Origin of the sequence: Streptomyces gelaticus (assembly GCF_014649535.1) — a bacterium.
Lineage (GTDB): Bacteria > Actinomycetota > Actinomycetes > Streptomycetales > Streptomycetaceae > Streptomyces > Streptomyces gelaticus.
This window is the reverse complement of record NZ_BMTF01000014.1, coordinates 45,312-62,304: the sequence shown is the minus strand read 5'-3', so window position 1 is coordinate 62,304 and position 16,993 is coordinate 45,312. Positions and strand designations below refer to the sequence as shown.

The window sequence follows — 16,993 nt, the reverse complement described above, 5'->3', positions numbered from 1 at the left end:
GGGCCCGCTCGCCCGTACGCCGTGCGTTCAGCGTTTCAGAACGCGGCACAGCCAGCGGAACCGGGTGTGACGGGCATCCCTCGCGATGTCGGTGTGAGGTGCCAGCTGATCGAAGCCGTGGAACCCGCCCGCCCAGACGTGCAGTTCGGCGTCACCGCCCGCTTGCCAGATGCGCGTCGCGTAGAGGACGTTCTCGTCGCGAAAGGTCTCCGCGGCACCGACATCGACATAGGCAGGTGGCAGACCCGAGAGGTCCGCCGCGCGGGCCGCAGCGGCGTACATGGAGAGGTGTGCGCTGCCTCGGGCCGCACCGAGGAGAGAGACCCAGCCCAGATCGTTGGCATGCCGATCCCATACTCCGAGGCCCGCCATCTGGTGGGCGGAAGGGCTGTCGTTGCGGTCGTCGAGCATCGGACACATCATCAGCTGACCTATGAGCCGGGGACCTTGACGGTCTCGTGCCATCAGCGCGAGTGAGGCGGTAAGACCCCCGCCGGCACTACCACCCACGATGACAATGCGCTGCGGGTCCCCGCCGACGGCTGCGGCGTGGCGGGAGATCCACATGAGTCCGGCGTAGCAGTCCTCGATGGACGCCGGGTACGGGAACTCCGGGGCCAGTCGGTAGTCGACGGAGACTACGACGAGTTCGAGGGGTTCGGCCCACTCCCGCAGGATTGTCTCCATCCCTGTCCGGCTGGTTCCGCTGATCATGCCTCCGCCGTGCATGTGGTAAATGACCGGTGCGCCTTCGTACAACCCGGCGGGCCGTGCGACGAGCAGGGAAACGTCCGGCGCGCCGGACGGGCCGGGCACCAATCGTTCGTGGACTTCGAACCTGCCCCGGTCGCGCAACTCGTCGAGTGTCGGGTCCGCTTTCGCGAGGAGCGCGCGCCACCGGGGAATCTGGTCGGCCGACGCGGGCGCGTTCTCGTGCGGGGGCCCCAGTGTCTCCAGGGTGGGGTTCAGTTCCGGGTCGAAGGGTACGGGCGGGGCCGTGTGCTGACCTCGGTCACGATGGTTGTTCATACGTCCTCCAGGACTGAGGGCGGGTATCAAGGCTGCCGGGGGCGGGGCATGGACCACCGACGGGCCGTTGTGCTTGCATGATGCGGACGGCGGACGGCGGACGGCGGACGGCGGGACGGCAGCGAGCCTCCGGTCGTCGTGCCGATGCCCCGTAGCGCGCTTCAGCCGGTTGCCTTCCGACGAGACTCCGACCGACTCGGCCGTCCGATCTGCAGCAGCCGGTCATCGGCGGGACTCATCGGCGGAAGAACGGTGAGGGGATCGTAGGGAGGGGCTGAGGCGGCGTAACGGGCGTGGAGTTGGCCGCAGGCGGCATCGATGGACGAGCCGAGTTGGCGTCGTCTGGTGGCGTGGACACCGCGTTCGCGCAAGCCTGCGACGAACTGACTGACATGAGTCTTCGAGGGCGCCTGGTAGGCGGGATGTGCTCCCAGGGCCTGGTTGTACCGGATCACGCTCACGTGGAAAAGTTCCGGCCGGGATCGCGACGCCACCAGTCGGGCAAGCTGATGCAAGTGTTCTTCGGTGTCGTTGACGCCGGCGATCAGCAGATAAGCGAGGTAGATCTTGCGGCGTGCCGTGACCGCGTGCTCATCCAGAATCGCCAGGTTCTCGGTGAGGGGAAATCTCTTCTCCAGTGGAATCAGTCGCGCACGTTCGTCCGTGAACGGTGAATGCACGGACAGCGTGATCGTGACCTGCGGGTATTCGTTGGTGAGTCTGGACAGATTGGGTGCGAATCCCACAGTGGAAACGGTGATACGTCGTTGCGACAGTTCCCCGTAACCGGCTCCCGAAAGCAGGTGCAGCGCATCGAAAACATGCGGGTTGGCCAGTGCCTCGCCCATGCCCATGAACGCCACGCTCTCCGGCACGGATCTGTCCGGAAGCCGCCAATGCGGATGCATGACCTGCGCGTAGATCTCGTCGGCCGTCAGGTTTCTTGCGAGGCCGACGGCGGCCGTGGCGCAGAAAGTGCAGCCCAGTCCGCATCCAGCCTGTGACGAGATACAGAGAGAAGTCCAGCCGGCTCTGTAGCGGGAGAGAACGGTCTCGAAACGGGTTCCCGGGTCCGACTCGAAGACGACCTTTTCGACCTGGTCATCCGATTGGCGGGCGACCGGCGCGATGGGAAGTATGCGCGGCCCGAACTTCTCGGTGAGCCCCGCCCTGAGTTCGGCGGGCAACTCGCGCACGGTGTCGAACGTCTCGGCTTCCGCGCGGCGAAGGGCACTCACGAACTGCCGGTAGCGGAAGTCGGGCGCGCCCATTGATTCGAGATGCTCTCGAATGCGTGCGAGTCGGGTACCAGGGGGAGGGTTGGCAAGTGCGATGCGGGACCGACGGGCCCGGTCGCTCGATGCGTTCGCATGCTGCTGGTTCGTCATGAGGTGATGCTCGCAATCTTCCACGTGATCTCTCTCCCGGCGGAACAGGCATGGTGCTGAAGAGAGAAAGCCCTCGAAGGGAATGGGCGCCGTCCGACGCATGGCGACGGGAACACAGGACGGAGTGCACATTGCGTCCCTCGAACGACGTCAGCTGTTCAGGACCGGAGGAATCGCCGACTGAAGAGAATTTCTACGTCGCTGCAAGGAGTCAGTGCATGCTGTGAAAGCGCCGCGAGGGGAGGCTGATTCGGGGAACTCCGGCAGGAGGCAAGGAGGAATGTGAGGAGCGCTGGCGCCAAAGCCAGGGTATGCACCTACGTGCGGCAGTGTGCAACCGTGCGCGTAATCCACATCCTGGCCATTGCGGACCGGAGTCAGTGGCGCGGGCCGATGGCGTCTTCGACGCCCGGCGGTTACGGTCTGTCAACCTCGATAAGCATGCCGGTACTTTAGCACAAAATGAATCTTGGTCCAGCGAATAGCTCTGGGGGCTCCACGGCCGGCACCTGTGCACCGGGTCCGTCCTCGCGCACCAGTTGCGGTGATCGGCAGGGGCCACGATCGGGGCTGCGGTGGACCTCACTGCAGCACCGAGCAAAGTGCCCCCCGCGTTGTGGCTGCCCCAGGCCCGGCAAGCCCCGCTCGGCGACACCCGGCACTGGCCTCACCCCCGCAACACCCCGGCCGAGCTCAAACCGCTCGTCCGCGCCTTCGGGCACCTGCATACCCGGACCGACCACCAGATCGGCGGCCACGCCGTGCCTGTACAGGGCCCGGTGGCGTACGAGATCGCGAACGCGACGCTGGGCAGCATGCATCCGTGGGAGGGCCGACCTCTCGATCAGGAAGCTGAACGGTCGGTCCTGCTCGCCCAGTTCGGCAGGGACAGTGACGCGAGGACGAACCTGGGCGACGAAGGCACCCTGTACAACCGGCCATCCCGGCCATCACAGTCGCAGCGACGAAGAAGTCCTGAACGAGCTTCTGGCCCCTCTCGGCGAGCAGGGCCACCGCCCGGCTGCGGACTGTGGGCCACGGACGACCCGGTGGCCGGGCTGAAGCTCGGCCCGGCCGGACTCGTCCGGCACGGGCCCCGGCGGATGGCTCGGTATCGGGAAGCCTGGATCTACTGGTCGTCGGGCGGCTGATGGCGGCCCTGTCGGCTGGTTGCTTGTCGATTCCGCTGGTAGTGGGTTCGGCCTTTCGAGGCGTTCCCGCAGGTGGCCATGGAGCACCAGCGGCGGCGGCCGGCTCGGGAGCTGTCGATGAACACCCAGCCGCATCGCAGACCGGGGCAGATGCGGGTGCGTTCCAGCGGCAGTGCCCGAAGCAGGTCGAAGGCCTGCAGGGCGAGTTCGTGGTTGAGGTATTCGAGCCCCGAGGTCTCGACGCCGACGCGGAGCTGCGGCGTGTTCCCGCGGACGGTGAGGCGCGCACGGGCGACTGCGTGCTTCCAGTGATCCTCGACCTGGTCGACCGCCGTCGCGGGGGTCGGAGCGTCTTGGTGGAGCAGTGCCGTGATGAGGTCGTGCAGAGCCTCACGCAGCTCGCGGGTGCGGTCCAGAGCCGGCGCAGCTCTGCAGGGTTCGGCCTCGGCCAGCCGTTGCAGGTCCGTGAGGGCGGCGGCGTCGAACTGGCCGGTGAGGGCTGCCCATTCCAGCAGGCGCGGGTAGCCGTCGAGCCAGTCGATCGGCTCCGCGTCACGAGCAGTGACCGTATTCACCAGGTCGATGACGATGTGCCCGCCGACCAGGTCACGGGGTTTGAAGGTGTGAGCCCGGATGGTTCCCGTCACGCACGACCGCCTTTCTTGGGCTTGCCTCGCTTCATCCAACCAGTGTAGAGATGTTATCCGGTTAGAACGTGAAGGGAGACAGTCATGGCTGCCACCGTTGAGCTCATCGCGGCCCCCTGGAATCTCGGCCTGCGACCGCCCGCGCCGGGGCGTGAGCCCGGAACGTGGCGGGCCCCGCAAGCGCTGCTGTCGGCGGGGTTGGAAGCGCGGTTGCGGCCGGACCGCGTGGTGGAGCTCGACCGTCCGCCGTACGCCTTCGACGCGCAGCCGGCGACCCGCATTCGCAACGGGGTGACCCTCCGCGAGCAAACGCTGCGGCTCGGCGAGGCGGTCCAGGCCGCGCTCGCCGCCTCCCGGTTCGCGGTGGTGCTGGGCGGCGACTGCAGCATTGTGCTGGGGTGCCTGCTGGGGGCCCGGCGCGACGGGCGCTGCGGCCTGGTTCATCTCGACGGGCACAGCGACTTCCGGCACCCCGGCAACTATGACGCCGGTTCGTCCCTCGGCTCGGCGGCCGGGATGGACCTGGCCCTGGCCACCGGCCGTGGCGAGCTGCTGCTCACCCACTGGCCGACGGTGGGCCGACCGCTGGTCGCCGACGAGGACGTGATCCAGATCGGCGACCGGGAGGACGGGGAAGCGCCCCCGCTCACCCGGTTCACCGCCCAGGAGATCCAACAGCTCGGCGTCGCCGACCTGGGCGAGCGGGTCATCAGCCGCCTCGAGCAGCGCGGGCTGGACCGCGTCTGGCTCCACCTCGACCTCGACGTGCTCGATGAACACGTCCTGCCCGCAGTGGACTCCCCGGGCCGCCCGGGCCTGGACTTCCCCCAGCTCGCCGAACTCGTTGCGACCCTGGTCGGCACCGGCCGGGTGGTGGGGCTCGACCTCGCCATCTACGACCCGGAACGCGACCCGGACGGCGTGTACGCCGCCCCCATCGTCGACTGCCTCGCCGCTGCCCTGACCCCGCTCGCGACCGTGGAGGCACACGCATGAAGACGTTGCTCGCCGACGGCCCCAGCGCCCTGTACGCGACCGAGATGGAGCAGTTCGGGCGCCTGGCCGGACACTGGGCAACCACGATCACCTACTACCCCGCCGACGGCTCACCGGCTCGACGAGTCAGCGGTGAATGGGAGTTCGGCTACGCACTGGAAGGTCGGGCAGTCCTGGACGTCTGGCAGTGGCCCGGGCGCGAGGAACTCCCCGTCACGGGGCGCTCGCCCGACCAGGAGTGCGGCCTGTGTGTGCGCATCTGGGACCCGCGCCTGCACCTGTGGCGTTTCACCTTCCACGGCACCGCCCACGGCGACCAGGTGCACATGTACGCCCGCCAGATCGATGACGAGATCGTCATGGAACGCGCCGCGGGCGGCGACCTCGTTCGCTGGACCTTCGCGGACATCACCGCCGGCACCTTTCACTGGCGAAACGAACGATCGACCGACGGCGGACGCACCTGGCGGCTCGACCAAGAGGTCGACGCTCGCCGCCTACGGTGAGAGCGATGCCAGGCCCGCGCGAACCGCCGGCGGGGGACCTGCACGCGGATCCGCACCCACCGGTACCGGCGCTTCGGGGCGATCCGACGGTTCGCCTCGGCGGCGGTGAGTACCGCTAGAGCGCGGCGCCATGACCGACTCGTCCGAGGTGGGCGAGCGGGATCTGGCTCTGGCTGCGCAGTGCCGGGAAGCGACAGGTCATGCCTTCGGCAGGGGTAACGGTCGTACCGGGCCCGACCGCGAAAAGAGAAACGGGGCGAACCCCAGTGCGCAGATCGGCCTGCTTGGAGCGCAGAGGGGTTCCTGCAATTGGAATTGCGATGTACGATCCCTGCAATCGCGCTTGCAGCGTGCTGCGTCTCGTACCAGGGAGCAAGACCTGTGTCCGCATTGCAGAACCACATCCCTGCCGACGGTGACGGTCAGTGGCTGGGTGACGCCCTGCCCGACGTGCCGCTGTCCAAGGCACAGGCCCGGGTCGTCGACGTCATCGTCCGCAATCCACAGCTGTCCTCGTACGCGGAGATCGCGGAGATCGCCGAGCGGGCGGACGTGAACAGTTCGACGGTGGTGCGGGCAGCCCAGACGCTGGGCTACCGGGGCTGGCCGGATCTGCAACGCGAGTTGCGGGCCCGCTACTTGGTGCACATCTCCACCGAGGAGACCCTGACCGAACACGGCGAGCACCGCAGCCCGCTGCACGACGCGCTCACGCACGACATCGAGAATCTGCGTCAGACCCTGGAGAGCAACTCCGCCGCCGACGCGGAGGCGGCCATCGCCACGCTGGCCTCGGCCCGGTCGATCCTGGTGGTCGGGGTCGGCTCCTTCGCCGGTCCGGCCAGTGTCATGGCGCACCTCGGCTCCACCATGGGCTACCCCGTCACGCTGGAGAGCCGGGCCGGCGTCCATCTGGCGACCGCCGTCAACTGCCTCGGTCCGGGCGACGTGCTCGTGGTCGTCAACATGTGGCGGTCCGCGAAACAGATCATCGTCGCAGCCGACGCAGCCCGTGCAGCAGGTGCCACGGTGGTGGCGATCACCGACATGCGGCGCGGCCGGCTCGCCACCTCCATCGCCCACCATCTGCTGATCGTGCCGTCGGAGGGCATCTCCTTCTTCCAGTCCGTCACGGCCGCCACCTCGGTGGTCTACGGACTTCTCGCCGGCATGCAGACGGCTCGGCCCGAGCGCAGCCGTGCCGCTATCCGCCGCACCCAGCAGCTCTGGAAGGACCTGGACGTCTACCTCGACTGAACCGCTCTCCCTGTCGCGCCGTGTGGACGTTCGATCCTGTCCGCGCGGTCGGCAACGCACCGCGACACAGCCCGTACCGGGCGGCGCGCCCCACCGGCTGTCGCCGCCGTACCGCACATGCTCCCTCGCCGCCCGACCGGCGTTGCCTTCGGAGCGCGGGTGGCCTACGCGCCTTTCAACACACCCCTTTCACTGCCGCGTGTGAGCGCCGACCGCGCCGACGGGCTTGCCCCGGCTGCCCCTGCCCGGGGTCTGTCGGGCCCACTGAAAACCGTCTCCCCCCGACCGGCGAGGCCCGTTTTCCCGGCCTCGTTCGTGTCCGTACGCACGTCCCCTCATGACAGGAGCACTGATGAGCAAGCACATCGCCGTTGTCGGCCTCGGCTCGATGGGTGGTGCCATGGCTTCCGCTCTGCTGCGGGCGGGGTGGCAGGTGCGCGGATTCGATCCGGCGCCCGCCGCCCGGTCCGCCGCCGCAAAGGAGGGTGTGGAGGTCGTCGAGGACCTCGACCGGTTGGCCGGCACGCCGTATGCGGTCCTGTCGCTGCCCTCGGCTCGCGTGGTCGAGGCGACCGTGCCCGCTCTGCTGGCGCGGCCTGGCACGCTCGCCATTGTCGACACCACGACATCGGAGCCGGGCACGTCCGCCGAGTGCGCGGCCCTCGCGGCGGACAAGGGCGCCGCCTTCGTGGACGCACCTGTCTCGGGCGGACGTGACGGCGCGGCCGATGGCCGGCTCGCCGCGTTCGTCGGTGCCGACCTCGACGCGCTCGACGTGGCGCGGCCCGTGCTGGACGCGCTCACCGGCGGCCAGTACCGCCACCTAGGCGCCCCCGGCTCCGGAAACGTGGTCAAGCTCCTCAACAACGCCCTTGCAGCGGTCAACCTGGTCGCGGTCGGCGAGGCCCTCGCCGTGGCGAAGGCGTACGGCGTCGACCCCTCCTCCGCGGCAGCGGGCATCAGCGGCGCGTCCGGCGCCAGCAAGGCGTCCGCGGCCATGTACCCGGACTGGGTGCTCACCGGCACCTACGACTCCGGCTTCGCGCTGGGACTCATGGCCCGGGACGCCGCACTCGCCGTCGAGACCGCCGGGCAGCGCGGTGCGAACCCGCAACTCCTGACCGCCGCCAGCCGCGTCTGGCAGGAGGCCCTGGCCGCGCTCGGTCCCGACGCCGACTTCACCGAGATCGCCCGCACCGTAGCCCCCTCCCTCACCTCCGAAGGAGCCAGCGCAGCATGAGCCCCACCACCTTCCCGACGGATCTCAGCACGTCCGGCGCCGCCAGCGCCCGTGCCGCTCTCGACGCCGCCTTCCCGGACGGCCTGGGCTCGTTCGTCGACGGTCAGGTCGTCACCGGCGGTGGCGAGACGGTGCGCCTCACCGCCGCAGCGACCGGAGAGGGCTTCGCCGACTACGCCGACGCCGGGACCGAAGGCGCCGACGCCGTGCTGGCCTCCGCGGTCCGCGGGGCCGAGGTCTGGGCCGCGACCGACCCGTTCGAACGGGCCGCGATCCTGCGCGAGGTCTCCCGGACGATCGGCGAGCACACCGAGGAACTCGCCCTCCTGGAATCCGCCACCACCGGCAAGCCCGTCCGCGACACCCGCGCCGAGGCCGCCAAGGTCGCCGAGATGTTCGGCTACTACGCAGGGTGGGCGGACAAGCTGCTGGGCCACACGATCCCCGTACCGGGCAACTGGCACACCTACACCGAAAGGGTCCCCTGGGGCGTAGTGGTGGCCGTCACCCCGTGGAACGCACCCCTGTTCACGGGCGGCTGGAACTCGGCCGCACCGCTCGCGGCCGGCAACGCCGTCGTCGTCAAACCAAGCGAGTTCACCCCGGCCTCCACACTGCGGCTGGCCCAGCTGGCCCACCGGGCGGGGCTGCCGGACGGTGTGTTCAACGTCGCCACCGGCCTCGGCGCCACTGTCGGCGCCGCCCTCACCTCCGACTCCCGGGTCGGCAAGGTTTCCTTCATAGGCTCGGTCGCCACCGGCCGCCGGGTTGCGGTCGCCGCGGCGGGCGCCGGTATCCCGACCGTACTCGAACTCGGCGGCAAGAGCGCCAACATCGTCTTCGCCGACGCCGACCTGGACCGGGCGGCCGACGGCGCCGTGTCGGCCGTCTTCTCCGGAGCGGGCCAGTCGTGCGTGGCCGGCTCCAGACTGCTTGTCGAGCGTTCCGTGCACGCGGAGTTCATCGCACGCGTGGCCGAGCGGGCGTCCCGGCTGCGGCTGGGCGACCCACTCGATCCCACCACCGAGGTCGGCCCCATCATCACCCGGCCCCAGTTCGGCACGGTCACCTCGCTGATCGAGGCCGGGCTCGGGGGCGGCGCCCGCCGTGTGACCGGCACACAGCTGCCCGCCCGGTTCACCGACTCCGCGCTGGCGAGCGGACACTGGGTGCCGCCCACCCTGCTGGACGGGGTCACGCCCGCCAACCCGCTGGAGACCACCGAGGTCTTCGGACCGGTGGTCGGCGCCGACGCCTTCGACACCGAGGCGGAGGCCATCGCCCGCGCCAACGCCACGAACTTCGGTCTCGCCGGGGCGGTATGGACCCAGGACGTCGCCCGCGCCCACCACGTGGCGCGCGCCGTGAAATCCGGCACCTTCTGGATCAACGCCTACAAGACCATCCACGTCGCGGTGCCCTTCGGCGGCTTCGGGGACTCCGGACACGGCCGCTCCTCCGGTCCCGGAGTGCTGGACGAGTACACGCAGACCAAGGCCGTCTGGACCCCCACCCGGGCCGCCGGCGCCCCGTTCCCCTCACTGAGCTACTAGGAGGCACCCGTGACCACGAAGAATCCCGCCGGCTCCGGCAGCCGGCTCAAGTCCGACACCTCCACGGGCGTGTCGGACTGGCAGGACCGCGTGCTCGAGCTGGCACGCGCCCTGCACGCGCGTCCCGAAATCGCCTTCCAGGAAACCGAGTCCGCCGCGGCGATCAGCGAGCTGCTCACCGAGGGCGGGTTCACCATCGAGCGCGGCACGGGCGGTCTGCCGACCGCGTTCACGGCCACCGCGGGCAGCGGCGAGCTGACGGTCGCCCTCTGTGTCGAGTACGACGCGCTGCCCGAGGTCGGTCATGCCTGTGGCCACAACCTCATCGCCGGCGCCTCGGTGGCCGCCGCGCTGGCCCTGGCCCCGTACGTCGACGAACTCGGCATCACGCTGAAGGCGATAGGCACCCCGGCCGAGGAGCACGGCGGCGGCAAGGCGCTGCTGCTGGAGGCCGGCGCGTTCGACGGAGTGGGCCTGGCCCTGATGGTCCACCCGGTGCAGGACGGGGTCGGCTACAACCCCGCAGGGAGCACCGCGCAGGCGGTCGGCCGGTACCGGGCCGTGTTCCGGGGACGTGCGGCGCACGCCGCGGCCGCACCGCACCAAGGAGTGAACGCCGCCGACGCCGCCACGCTCTCCCAGGTGGCAGTCGGCCTGCTGCGCCAGCAACTGCCGGGCGACCAGCGGGTGGCGTTGTTCGTCTCCGAAGGCGGCGTCGCCACCAACATCATCCCCGAACGGGCCGTCGTCGACTTCGAGTGCCGGGCGTTCACCCTGCCCGAGTACGAGGCGCTGCTGGAACGTGTCCGGAGGTGCTTCGAGGGCGCGGCCCTGGCGACCGGCGCCGAGCTTACCGTCGAGGCCACCGAGCCGCTCTACGAGCCGCTCGTGCAGGACGACGCGCTGGCAGGCTTCTGGACATCGGCCATGGCTGCCTTCGGGCGGGACGTCACCTCCGGTGACCGGCTCGCAGGCGGTTCGACCGACATGGGCAACGTCAGCCAGGTCATCCCCAGCCTGCATCCATGGCTGAGCATTCCGGGAGCCGACGCCCCCATCCACTCCCATGCCTTCGCGGCCGTCGCCGACACATCCCAGGCGTACGACATGATGTTCGAGGCGGCACGCGCGCTCGCCTGGACCGTTGTCGACGCCGCGGGCCATGACGAGCACCGGGCCCGTTTCATCGCCGCGGCCTACCACCGTGACGTCCGTAGAGAGGCGGTGGCGAGATGAGCAACCTCACCGCTGCGGGCAAGGACCACGTCGCCGGGTCGCGTCAGACCCTGCCGATCGCCGCCCTCGCCCTGGTCATCGCCCTGGTCGTGCAGGCCGTCGGGCAGCTCGACATCGACCTGGGTGTCGGCTCCGTCATCGTCTTCCCCATGGTGTGGGGTCTGATCCTGGGCCTGCTGGTGTCGGTCCAGAAGGTCCGGCCCCTCGGCATCCGTCTCCAGAAAGTGGCGTCCGCGCTCGTCGGGGTGGCCGTGATGCTCCTGGTCGCCCGTCTCGCCTTCAACATCGGCCCCAGCCTGCCGACGCTCGTCAAGGCCGGGCCCGCACTGCTGCTCCAGGAGATCGGCCATCTGCTGGGCACGGTGGCCGTCGCCCTGCCGCTCGCCGTCGTACTGCGCCTGGGCAGGGCCACGGTCGGAGCCACCTTCTCGCTGGACCGCGAGCCGTCCTTCGCGATGGTCTCGGAGAAGTACGGGCCGGACTCCGACCAGTACCGCGGCGTCCTGGCCATGTATGTGTTCGGCACGATGTTCGGAGCGGTGTTCATCACGCTCCTGACCTCGTTGGTGTCGAACTGGAACATCTTCGACCCACTGGCCCTCGCCATGGGCGCCGGCGTCGGTTCGGGATCGATGATGGCCGCGTCCTCGGCCAGCATCGTGGCCGCGTACCCGGCGCACGAGGAGGCCGTCCTCGGCATGGCGGCGGTGTCGAACCTCATCACCACCATCCTCGGGGTCTACGTGGGCATCTACGTAGCACTGCCGTTGGCGGACCGGTTCTATCGCTTCCTCACCCGCCGTCAGGGCACCCACAGGCCGGAGACGACGACGCCCGACGCACTATCCGCCCCGGACGGCCCGACGGACGACGCCGCCGCGAACCGCGCCTTCCGGGAGGAAGTCGCCGCCGCCTCGGGCGAGATCAGGATCCCGCTCTGGCTTTCGCTCGGCGTCCTGACGGTGCTCGGCCTCGGCACCGCCTCCGTCGCGGCCGGCACGATCGCCTGGGACATCGTCGGAGGCTACGCCGTGCTGCTGGGCCTGGTACTGCTCGGTCTGTTCCTCGCCAAGGTCAGCCGGAAGATCTCCGCGATCGTATGGATCACCACGGTGGGCGCGTACGTGTCCAGCCCGTGGTTCTTCGCCTCCGACAGCTTCAACAGCCTGGTCGGCTCGGTGGACTTCCTGTCCATCGCCACGATCATGCTGACCCTCGCGGGACTGTCGCTGGGCAAGGATCTGCCGTTGCTGCGCCGTATCGGCTGGAAAATCATCCCGGTCGGGCTCGTAGCGATCACCGCTTCGTTCCTGCTCTCGGTAGTGATCGCCGAGTTCACCCTCGGCGCGTGGGGCTGATCTCCCCTCCACAGCGGGCCCGACCGCGCGACAGCGTCGCCCCCCGGCTGCCGAGAGGGATGGGATGCCGACGCTGACGGGGCTGCGAAGTGCCTCGGCTGCAAGACCGGCCGCAGTCCCGTTCTGGAGTGCGGTGAGTGTTCGGCCTGCACCGGCCGCACGGTCGACCTGGCGGAGGGTGCGGTGTTCACCACAACGGCCCCGTACAGCACGTGCGGGGCCGTTCTGGTGCCCGAGCCGTGGGTTGGGCCGACGGCTGGACAAGTGTCTCGGGCGTCTGTCGACAGTTCTGCGGATCAGTGGCGAAGCATGGGCTACGAATGTCTCAATCGCATGTCTCGCCGTGGCATCATGCGTCCGGCTCGGCCTGGTCTCGTACAGTCGACACGCCCCGCAGGGACACTTCACCCGGACCTCGTCGAGCACCGCGGCGAACTGCGGGCTGTCGCCCCGCTGCCCTGCGGTGACAACCATCCCTCATGGGCTTCTGCCCCTGCTCGCATGCTGCGTGGATCTTCACGGTCCACCCGCCCCGGGAACGACCCGGCCCGCGATCGGCCGACTCGGCCTCTGACGGCTTCGCGCGTCGCCCACAGGCCCGCAGCATGCCGATCCCGCAGGTCACAAGCCACTTCCCAACCAGGCCCCAGCCGCGGCGGGTCGTCTTCGATCAGACGGTCGGGTCGGGCATGATCTCCCGGACCTCTTGGGCACAGCGGCACGCGGCAGCGATCTTGGCAGCCCACTCCAGTGCGTCCTCATGTGAGGGCACATCGATGATCGAGAACCCGCCGAGCACCGCCTTGGTCTCCGGGTACGGGCCGTCGGTGACGGTCCCGTCGGTGGCCACGACACTCGCCTGCTGCCTTTCCAGTCCACCACCGAAGACCCACACACCGGCGTCCCGAGCCTTACGCACCACCTCGAGCGAGGCCTCGGCCACCTCGGGCAACTCCTCCTCGGGGAAGGTCATCGTGCCGTCATCGAACGAGATCAGGTACCGCGTCATCCATGGCTCCCTCGGCCTTCGGCCTCCTTCGGCTCCCTCTCACCCTACGACGAACCCCTCCTTCCAGAACCGAAACTCTCCCCGGCTTCCGAAACAGGTTCCTTGATCTTCAACCTGTGCGGTGGGGCCATGGCGTGGTGGCCTTCTTGGTCCTCGGCTTCGCGGTGTCTGTTGTGCGGGCTGCGCGCACGTCGTGGGGTGGACCGGGTCCAGCGGTCGGCCGCTTCCGGGGGCGGATCTCCGGGCAGGTCCAGCCGAGGATCGTCCTACGCTGCTCGGGCTGCAGCGCCCGCGCCTAGCAGGTGTCGCAGAGGCCCTCGGATCACCGGTCGTGAGGGTCAGGCGTCCATGGGATCCGGCGGAGCGACCACGATGTCCCGCTTGAGGATCTTGCCGGTCGCCCCCTTGGGCAGTGCGTCGACGAACTGCACCATCCGCGGGTACTTGTAGGCCGCCACCCGCTGTCTGACGTAGTCGCGCAGTTCGTCCGGCGTCGTGCGCGCGCCGGGCCGCAGCACCAGCACGGCGGCGATCTCCTCGCCGTGCGCGGGGTCGGGAACACCTACCACCGCGGCCTCCGTGACGTCCGGGTGCTGGTACAGGATCTCCTCGACCTCGCGCGGATACACGTTGTAGCCGCTGCGGATGATCAGGTCCTTCCTGCGGTCGACGACGAAGTAGTAGCCGTCCTCGTCGACGCGGGCGAGATCGCCGCTGTGGAACCACCCGTTGCGGAAGGCGCCCGCGGTGGCGTCCGGGCGGTTCCAGTATCCCTTCATGACGTTCGTGCCCCGGATCGCCAATTCACCGACCTCCCCGGGGCCGACCGGGGAACCGTCTTCTGCGACGAGCCGCAGCTCGACCCCGCGCACAGGAAGCCCGATGGAGCCGGCCTTGCGGGGCCTGTCCGGCGGGTTGAAGCAGGCCACCGGAGACGTCTCGGAGAGGCCGTAGCCCTCCAGGACGGTGACGCCCAGTTCACGTTCGGCGGCGTGCAACAGCTCGACGGGCAGCGAGGCACCGCCCGAGACAGCGAGGCGCAGCCGAGGCAGGGGCTGCCCGAGTCCGTTCCGGAGGAGCGCGTTGTACATCGTGGGCACCCCCAGGAAGACGGTCACCTCATCCCGGCGCAATGTCTCCAGGGCTTCGGCCGCGTCGAAGCGGGGGAGCAGGGTAAGGCAACAGCCCGTCGCAATAGCGGTGTTGAGTGCGCAGGTCTGCCCGAATGCGTGGAACAACGGGAGGCCTCCGAACAGGACGTCGTCCGGTCCCACGCGCAGCAGCGTCTGCGCCGTTGTCAGCGCGTTGCTGACGAGGTTGCGGTGCGTCAGCTCCGCACCTTTCGGAGTCCCCGTGGTGCCGGACGTGTACAGAATCACCGCGGTGTCGTCGTCGGCACAGCAGGCCGCCCCGGTCATCGCCGGAATCGAGCGCAGCAGCGCGGCGAACACCGCCGGATCCGCGACCAGGCATTCCGTACCGGCCTGCGCCGCCGCCGGTATGGCCTCGTTCGAGCAGGAAGGAGCGGCCACCACCAGACGGGCACCGCAGTCACGGAGCACGAAAGCCATCTCGCCGGACTTCAGCAGTGGATTCATCGGAACCACCACGCCACCGGCGCGCAGGATGCCGTAGTACACGACGGGGAAGTGGATGACGTTGGGGAGGGCCACCGCCACGCGGTCGCCCGCCCGCAGCCCTTTGGTGCGCAGGAGCGCAGCGAACCGGGCGGTCATGTCGTCGAGTTGGGCATACGTGAGCAGGTCTCCGCCCTGCCGCACGGCCGTCCGGTCAGGGTGGGACCGGACGGATCGGGCCAGGAGTGCGAACAGGTCGGTCATGCGGCTTCCTTGTCGTCGGGAATTGCGGTGATCACATCGCGTGGCGCGACTCCGTCGCGGCCACCGGCAGGGGGTGCGCATCGCCCCAGAACGTCGGGGCAGCTTGTGAAGGCGATGCGGGGTGAGCCACAACCGGAGTGTGTGAAACCGTCGTTCGGGCTCGTTGTTGTCCGTCGATGCCTTGAGGTGCCCGGAGCTCGTGCGTGTCCTCGATATGGCCGAGCGTGTGCCCCGTCGCGTTCTGCGACACCGGGATGCCGAGGTGCCGGCCCAGGTCGGACGAGACCGGCGGCCCGCCGCGAGCCGTACCTGTCGACCGGGACATGCGGACCAGGACGAATCCCCGGCCGCTCTCCAACTCAGCGACAAGATAGAAGCGTTGGGAATAATGCTCGGCGCGGAGAAGCAGCCGGCGGTTGTTCTCAGTAGCGGGTGGCCCGCGCACCATGTTTTCTCCACTCGTCGTCGGTGCATTCCTTGACACCGAGAGACAGAATCCTGGATTCGTTCGCCAAGCCGAGCCGATAGCGAGGTCTTTTCAACAGGCCGAGAATTTGCCAAGGTTTTTGTGCCGGAATTCTGTGAGGACTCCGCGGTGGTGCCACGCTAGGTCACGGCCCGGCGCATCGCTTGACCTGACGGGACAGATGGCTTATCAGTTTGGGACAGAGCCTTGGAGCGCCCCGATGAAACCACTGGTCCGCAACGCAGCACTCAGCAGCTACATAGAGCTCAGCCAGTCCCTCGGCATCGATCCGCGCACCCTGATGAAGCGCGTGGGTCTCGATCCGGTCGGGCTCGCCGTCCAGGACCGGTGGATCTCGGGCGCCGCGGTCACCGAACTCCTCGAGCTCTCCGCCGCGGCTGCCCACCGCGAGGAGTTCGGCCTGCTTCTCGCCGAGCGCCGCCGTTTCTCGAATCTCGGGCCCATCAGCCTCGTCCTGCGTGAGGAGCCCGATGTCCGCAGCGCCATCCAGCTCCTGATCCGCCACGAGCGCATGTACAACGAGCTGCTGCGCAGCCGGCTCACCGAGGTGAACGGGCTCGCCACCATCAAGGTGAGCCTGGAGCTCGGTGAGGTGCGGCGGGCCCGGCAGGCCGTCGAGCTGGCCGTGGGTGCCTTCCACGGATTCGTGCGGGTCTTCCTCGGTGCCCATTGGAGGCCGGTTTCCGTGTGTTTCACCCACGGAGCCCCCCGCGACATCGCCGCGCACCGTCGCCACTTCGGTCCAGTGGTGGAATTCGACCAGGAATTCAACGGCCTCGTCTTCTACGCAACCGATCTGGACACCCCCAATTCGATGTCGGATCCCCATTTGCGCGGCTACGCCCGCCAGTATTTTGAGTCCATCGCGGTGACCTCGGAGATCACCGAACTGGACCGGGTGCGCGAGCTGATCGAGGTCCTGCTGCCGACCGGACGCTGCTCGATCGAACAGGTCGCGGGGAGCCTCGGTGTCGACCGCAGGACTGTCCACCGGCATCTGGCGACGTCCGGTGAGACATTCTCCTCGCTCGTGAACACCGCGCGTACACAGCTGGCCGGGCAACTGGTGGCGAACCCGCGCCGCTCCCTGACGGAGATCTCCGGCCTGCTCGGCTTCTCCGCCCCCAGTGCCTTCTCCCGCTGGTTCCGCGACCAGTTCGGCACCAGTGCACGCGAGTGGCGCGCCCGCCGGGCGGCCACTGGCTCTGTCCCCAAGTGACAAGTCTTCTGTCACCTCCGGTGAAGCGCGGCGCGTAACCCGCTCCTAACGTGGCCGTACCGCAAGGGAAACCGCC

13 protein-coding genes are annotated in these 16,993 nt (G+C 69.1%); 8 read left to right on the top strand and 5 right to left on the bottom strand.

What is annotated here, in order from left to right; all coding sequences use genetic code 11:
- Window positions 1-27 precede the first annotated feature (27 nt).
- The 3 genes from IE107_RS20515 to IE107_RS20505 form a co-directional block, all read right to left on the bottom strand.
- Window positions 28-1,029 carry an alpha/beta hydrolase gene (locus IE107_RS20515; protein ID WP_189545287.1) on the bottom strand — a complete coding sequence of 334 codons (1,002 nt, stop codon included), beginning with the start codon at window positions 1,027-1,029 and terminating at the stop codon, window positions 28-30.
- 161 nt (window positions 1,030-1,190) lie between these two features.
- Entirely contained in the window at window positions 1,191-2,417 is a 1,227-nt protein-coding gene (locus tag IE107_RS20510) for a radical SAM protein (protein WP_189545286.1), read from the bottom strand.
- Between the two features lie 1,129 nt (window positions 2,418-3,546).
- On the bottom strand, window positions 3,547-4,215 hold the full coding sequence (locus tag IE107_RS20505; RefSeq protein WP_189545285.1) for a CGNR zinc finger domain-containing protein: 669 nt from the start codon (window positions 4,213-4,215) through the stop codon (window positions 3,547-3,549).
- Window positions 4,216-4,299: 84 nt separating this feature from the next.
- Here IE107_RS20505 and IE107_RS20500 point away from each other — a divergent pair, with 84 nt between their 5' ends.
- The 7 genes from IE107_RS20500 to IE107_RS20470 all read left to right on the top strand — a co-directional run bounded on the left by IE107_RS20500 (window position 4,300) and on the right by IE107_RS20470 (window position 12,361).
- Complete coding sequence (locus tag IE107_RS20500) at window positions 4,300-5,211, top strand: arginase family protein (RefSeq protein WP_189545284.1); 912 nt, start codon at window positions 4,300-4,302, stop codon at window positions 5,209-5,211.
- On the top strand, window positions 5,208-5,717 hold the full coding sequence (locus IE107_RS20495) for a hypothetical protein (RefSeq protein WP_189545283.1): 510 nt from the start codon (window positions 5,208-5,210) through the stop codon (window positions 5,715-5,717). Before IE107_RS20500 ends, IE107_RS20495 begins: the two co-directional genes overlap by 4 nt.
- 381 nt (window positions 5,718-6,098) lie before the next feature.
- Window positions 6,099-6,974, top strand: coding sequence for a MurR/RpiR family transcriptional regulator (locus IE107_RS20490; protein ID WP_189545282.1), 876 nt, complete (start codon window positions 6,099-6,101; stop codon window positions 6,972-6,974).
- Window positions 6,975-7,326: 352 nt separating this feature from the next.
- The gene (locus tag IE107_RS20485) at window positions 7,327-8,214 is read left to right on the top strand and encodes an NAD(P)-dependent oxidoreductase (RefSeq protein WP_189545281.1); all 888 of its coding nucleotides are present in this window, start codon (window positions 7,327-7,329) and stop codon (window positions 8,212-8,214) included.
- Window positions 8,211-9,767, top strand: a complete 1,557-nt coding sequence (locus IE107_RS20480; RefSeq protein WP_189545280.1) for an aldehyde dehydrogenase family protein — start codon at window positions 8,211-8,213, stop codon at window positions 9,765-9,767. Before IE107_RS20485 ends, IE107_RS20480 begins: the two co-directional genes overlap by 4 nt.
- A gap of 9 nt (window positions 9,768-9,776) precedes the next feature.
- Window positions 9,777-11,003 (top strand): M20 family metallopeptidase, encoded by a 1,227-nt coding sequence (locus IE107_RS20475; RefSeq protein WP_189545279.1) that lies wholly within the window; start codon window positions 9,777-9,779, stop codon window positions 11,001-11,003.
- Complete coding sequence (locus IE107_RS20470; RefSeq protein ID WP_189545278.1) at window positions 11,000-12,361, top strand: DUF3100 domain-containing protein; 1,362 nt, start codon at window positions 11,000-11,002, stop codon at window positions 12,359-12,361. The genes IE107_RS20475 and IE107_RS20470 overlap by 4 nt, the downstream gene beginning before the upstream one ends.
- Before the next feature lie 670 nt (window positions 12,362-13,031).
- Here IE107_RS20470 and IE107_RS20465 read toward each other — a convergent pair.
- Window positions 13,032-13,370 (bottom strand): YciI family protein, encoded by a 339-nt coding sequence (locus IE107_RS20465; RefSeq protein ID WP_189545277.1) that lies wholly within the window; start codon window positions 13,368-13,370, stop codon window positions 13,032-13,034.
- Window positions 13,371-13,708: 338 nt separating this feature from the next.
- A complete protein-coding gene (locus IE107_RS20460) occupies window positions 13,709-15,211 on the bottom strand; it encodes a long-chain-fatty-acid--CoA ligase (protein ID WP_189545276.1) in 1,503 nt (500 codons plus the stop codon).
- Between the two features lie 686 nt (window positions 15,212-15,897).
- Here IE107_RS20460 and IE107_RS20455 point away from each other — a divergent pair.
- A complete protein-coding gene (locus IE107_RS20455; RefSeq protein WP_189545275.1) occupies window positions 15,898-16,917 on the top strand; it encodes an AraC family transcriptional regulator in 1,020 nt (339 codons plus the stop codon).
- Window positions 16,918-16,993: the final 76 nt, after the last annotated feature.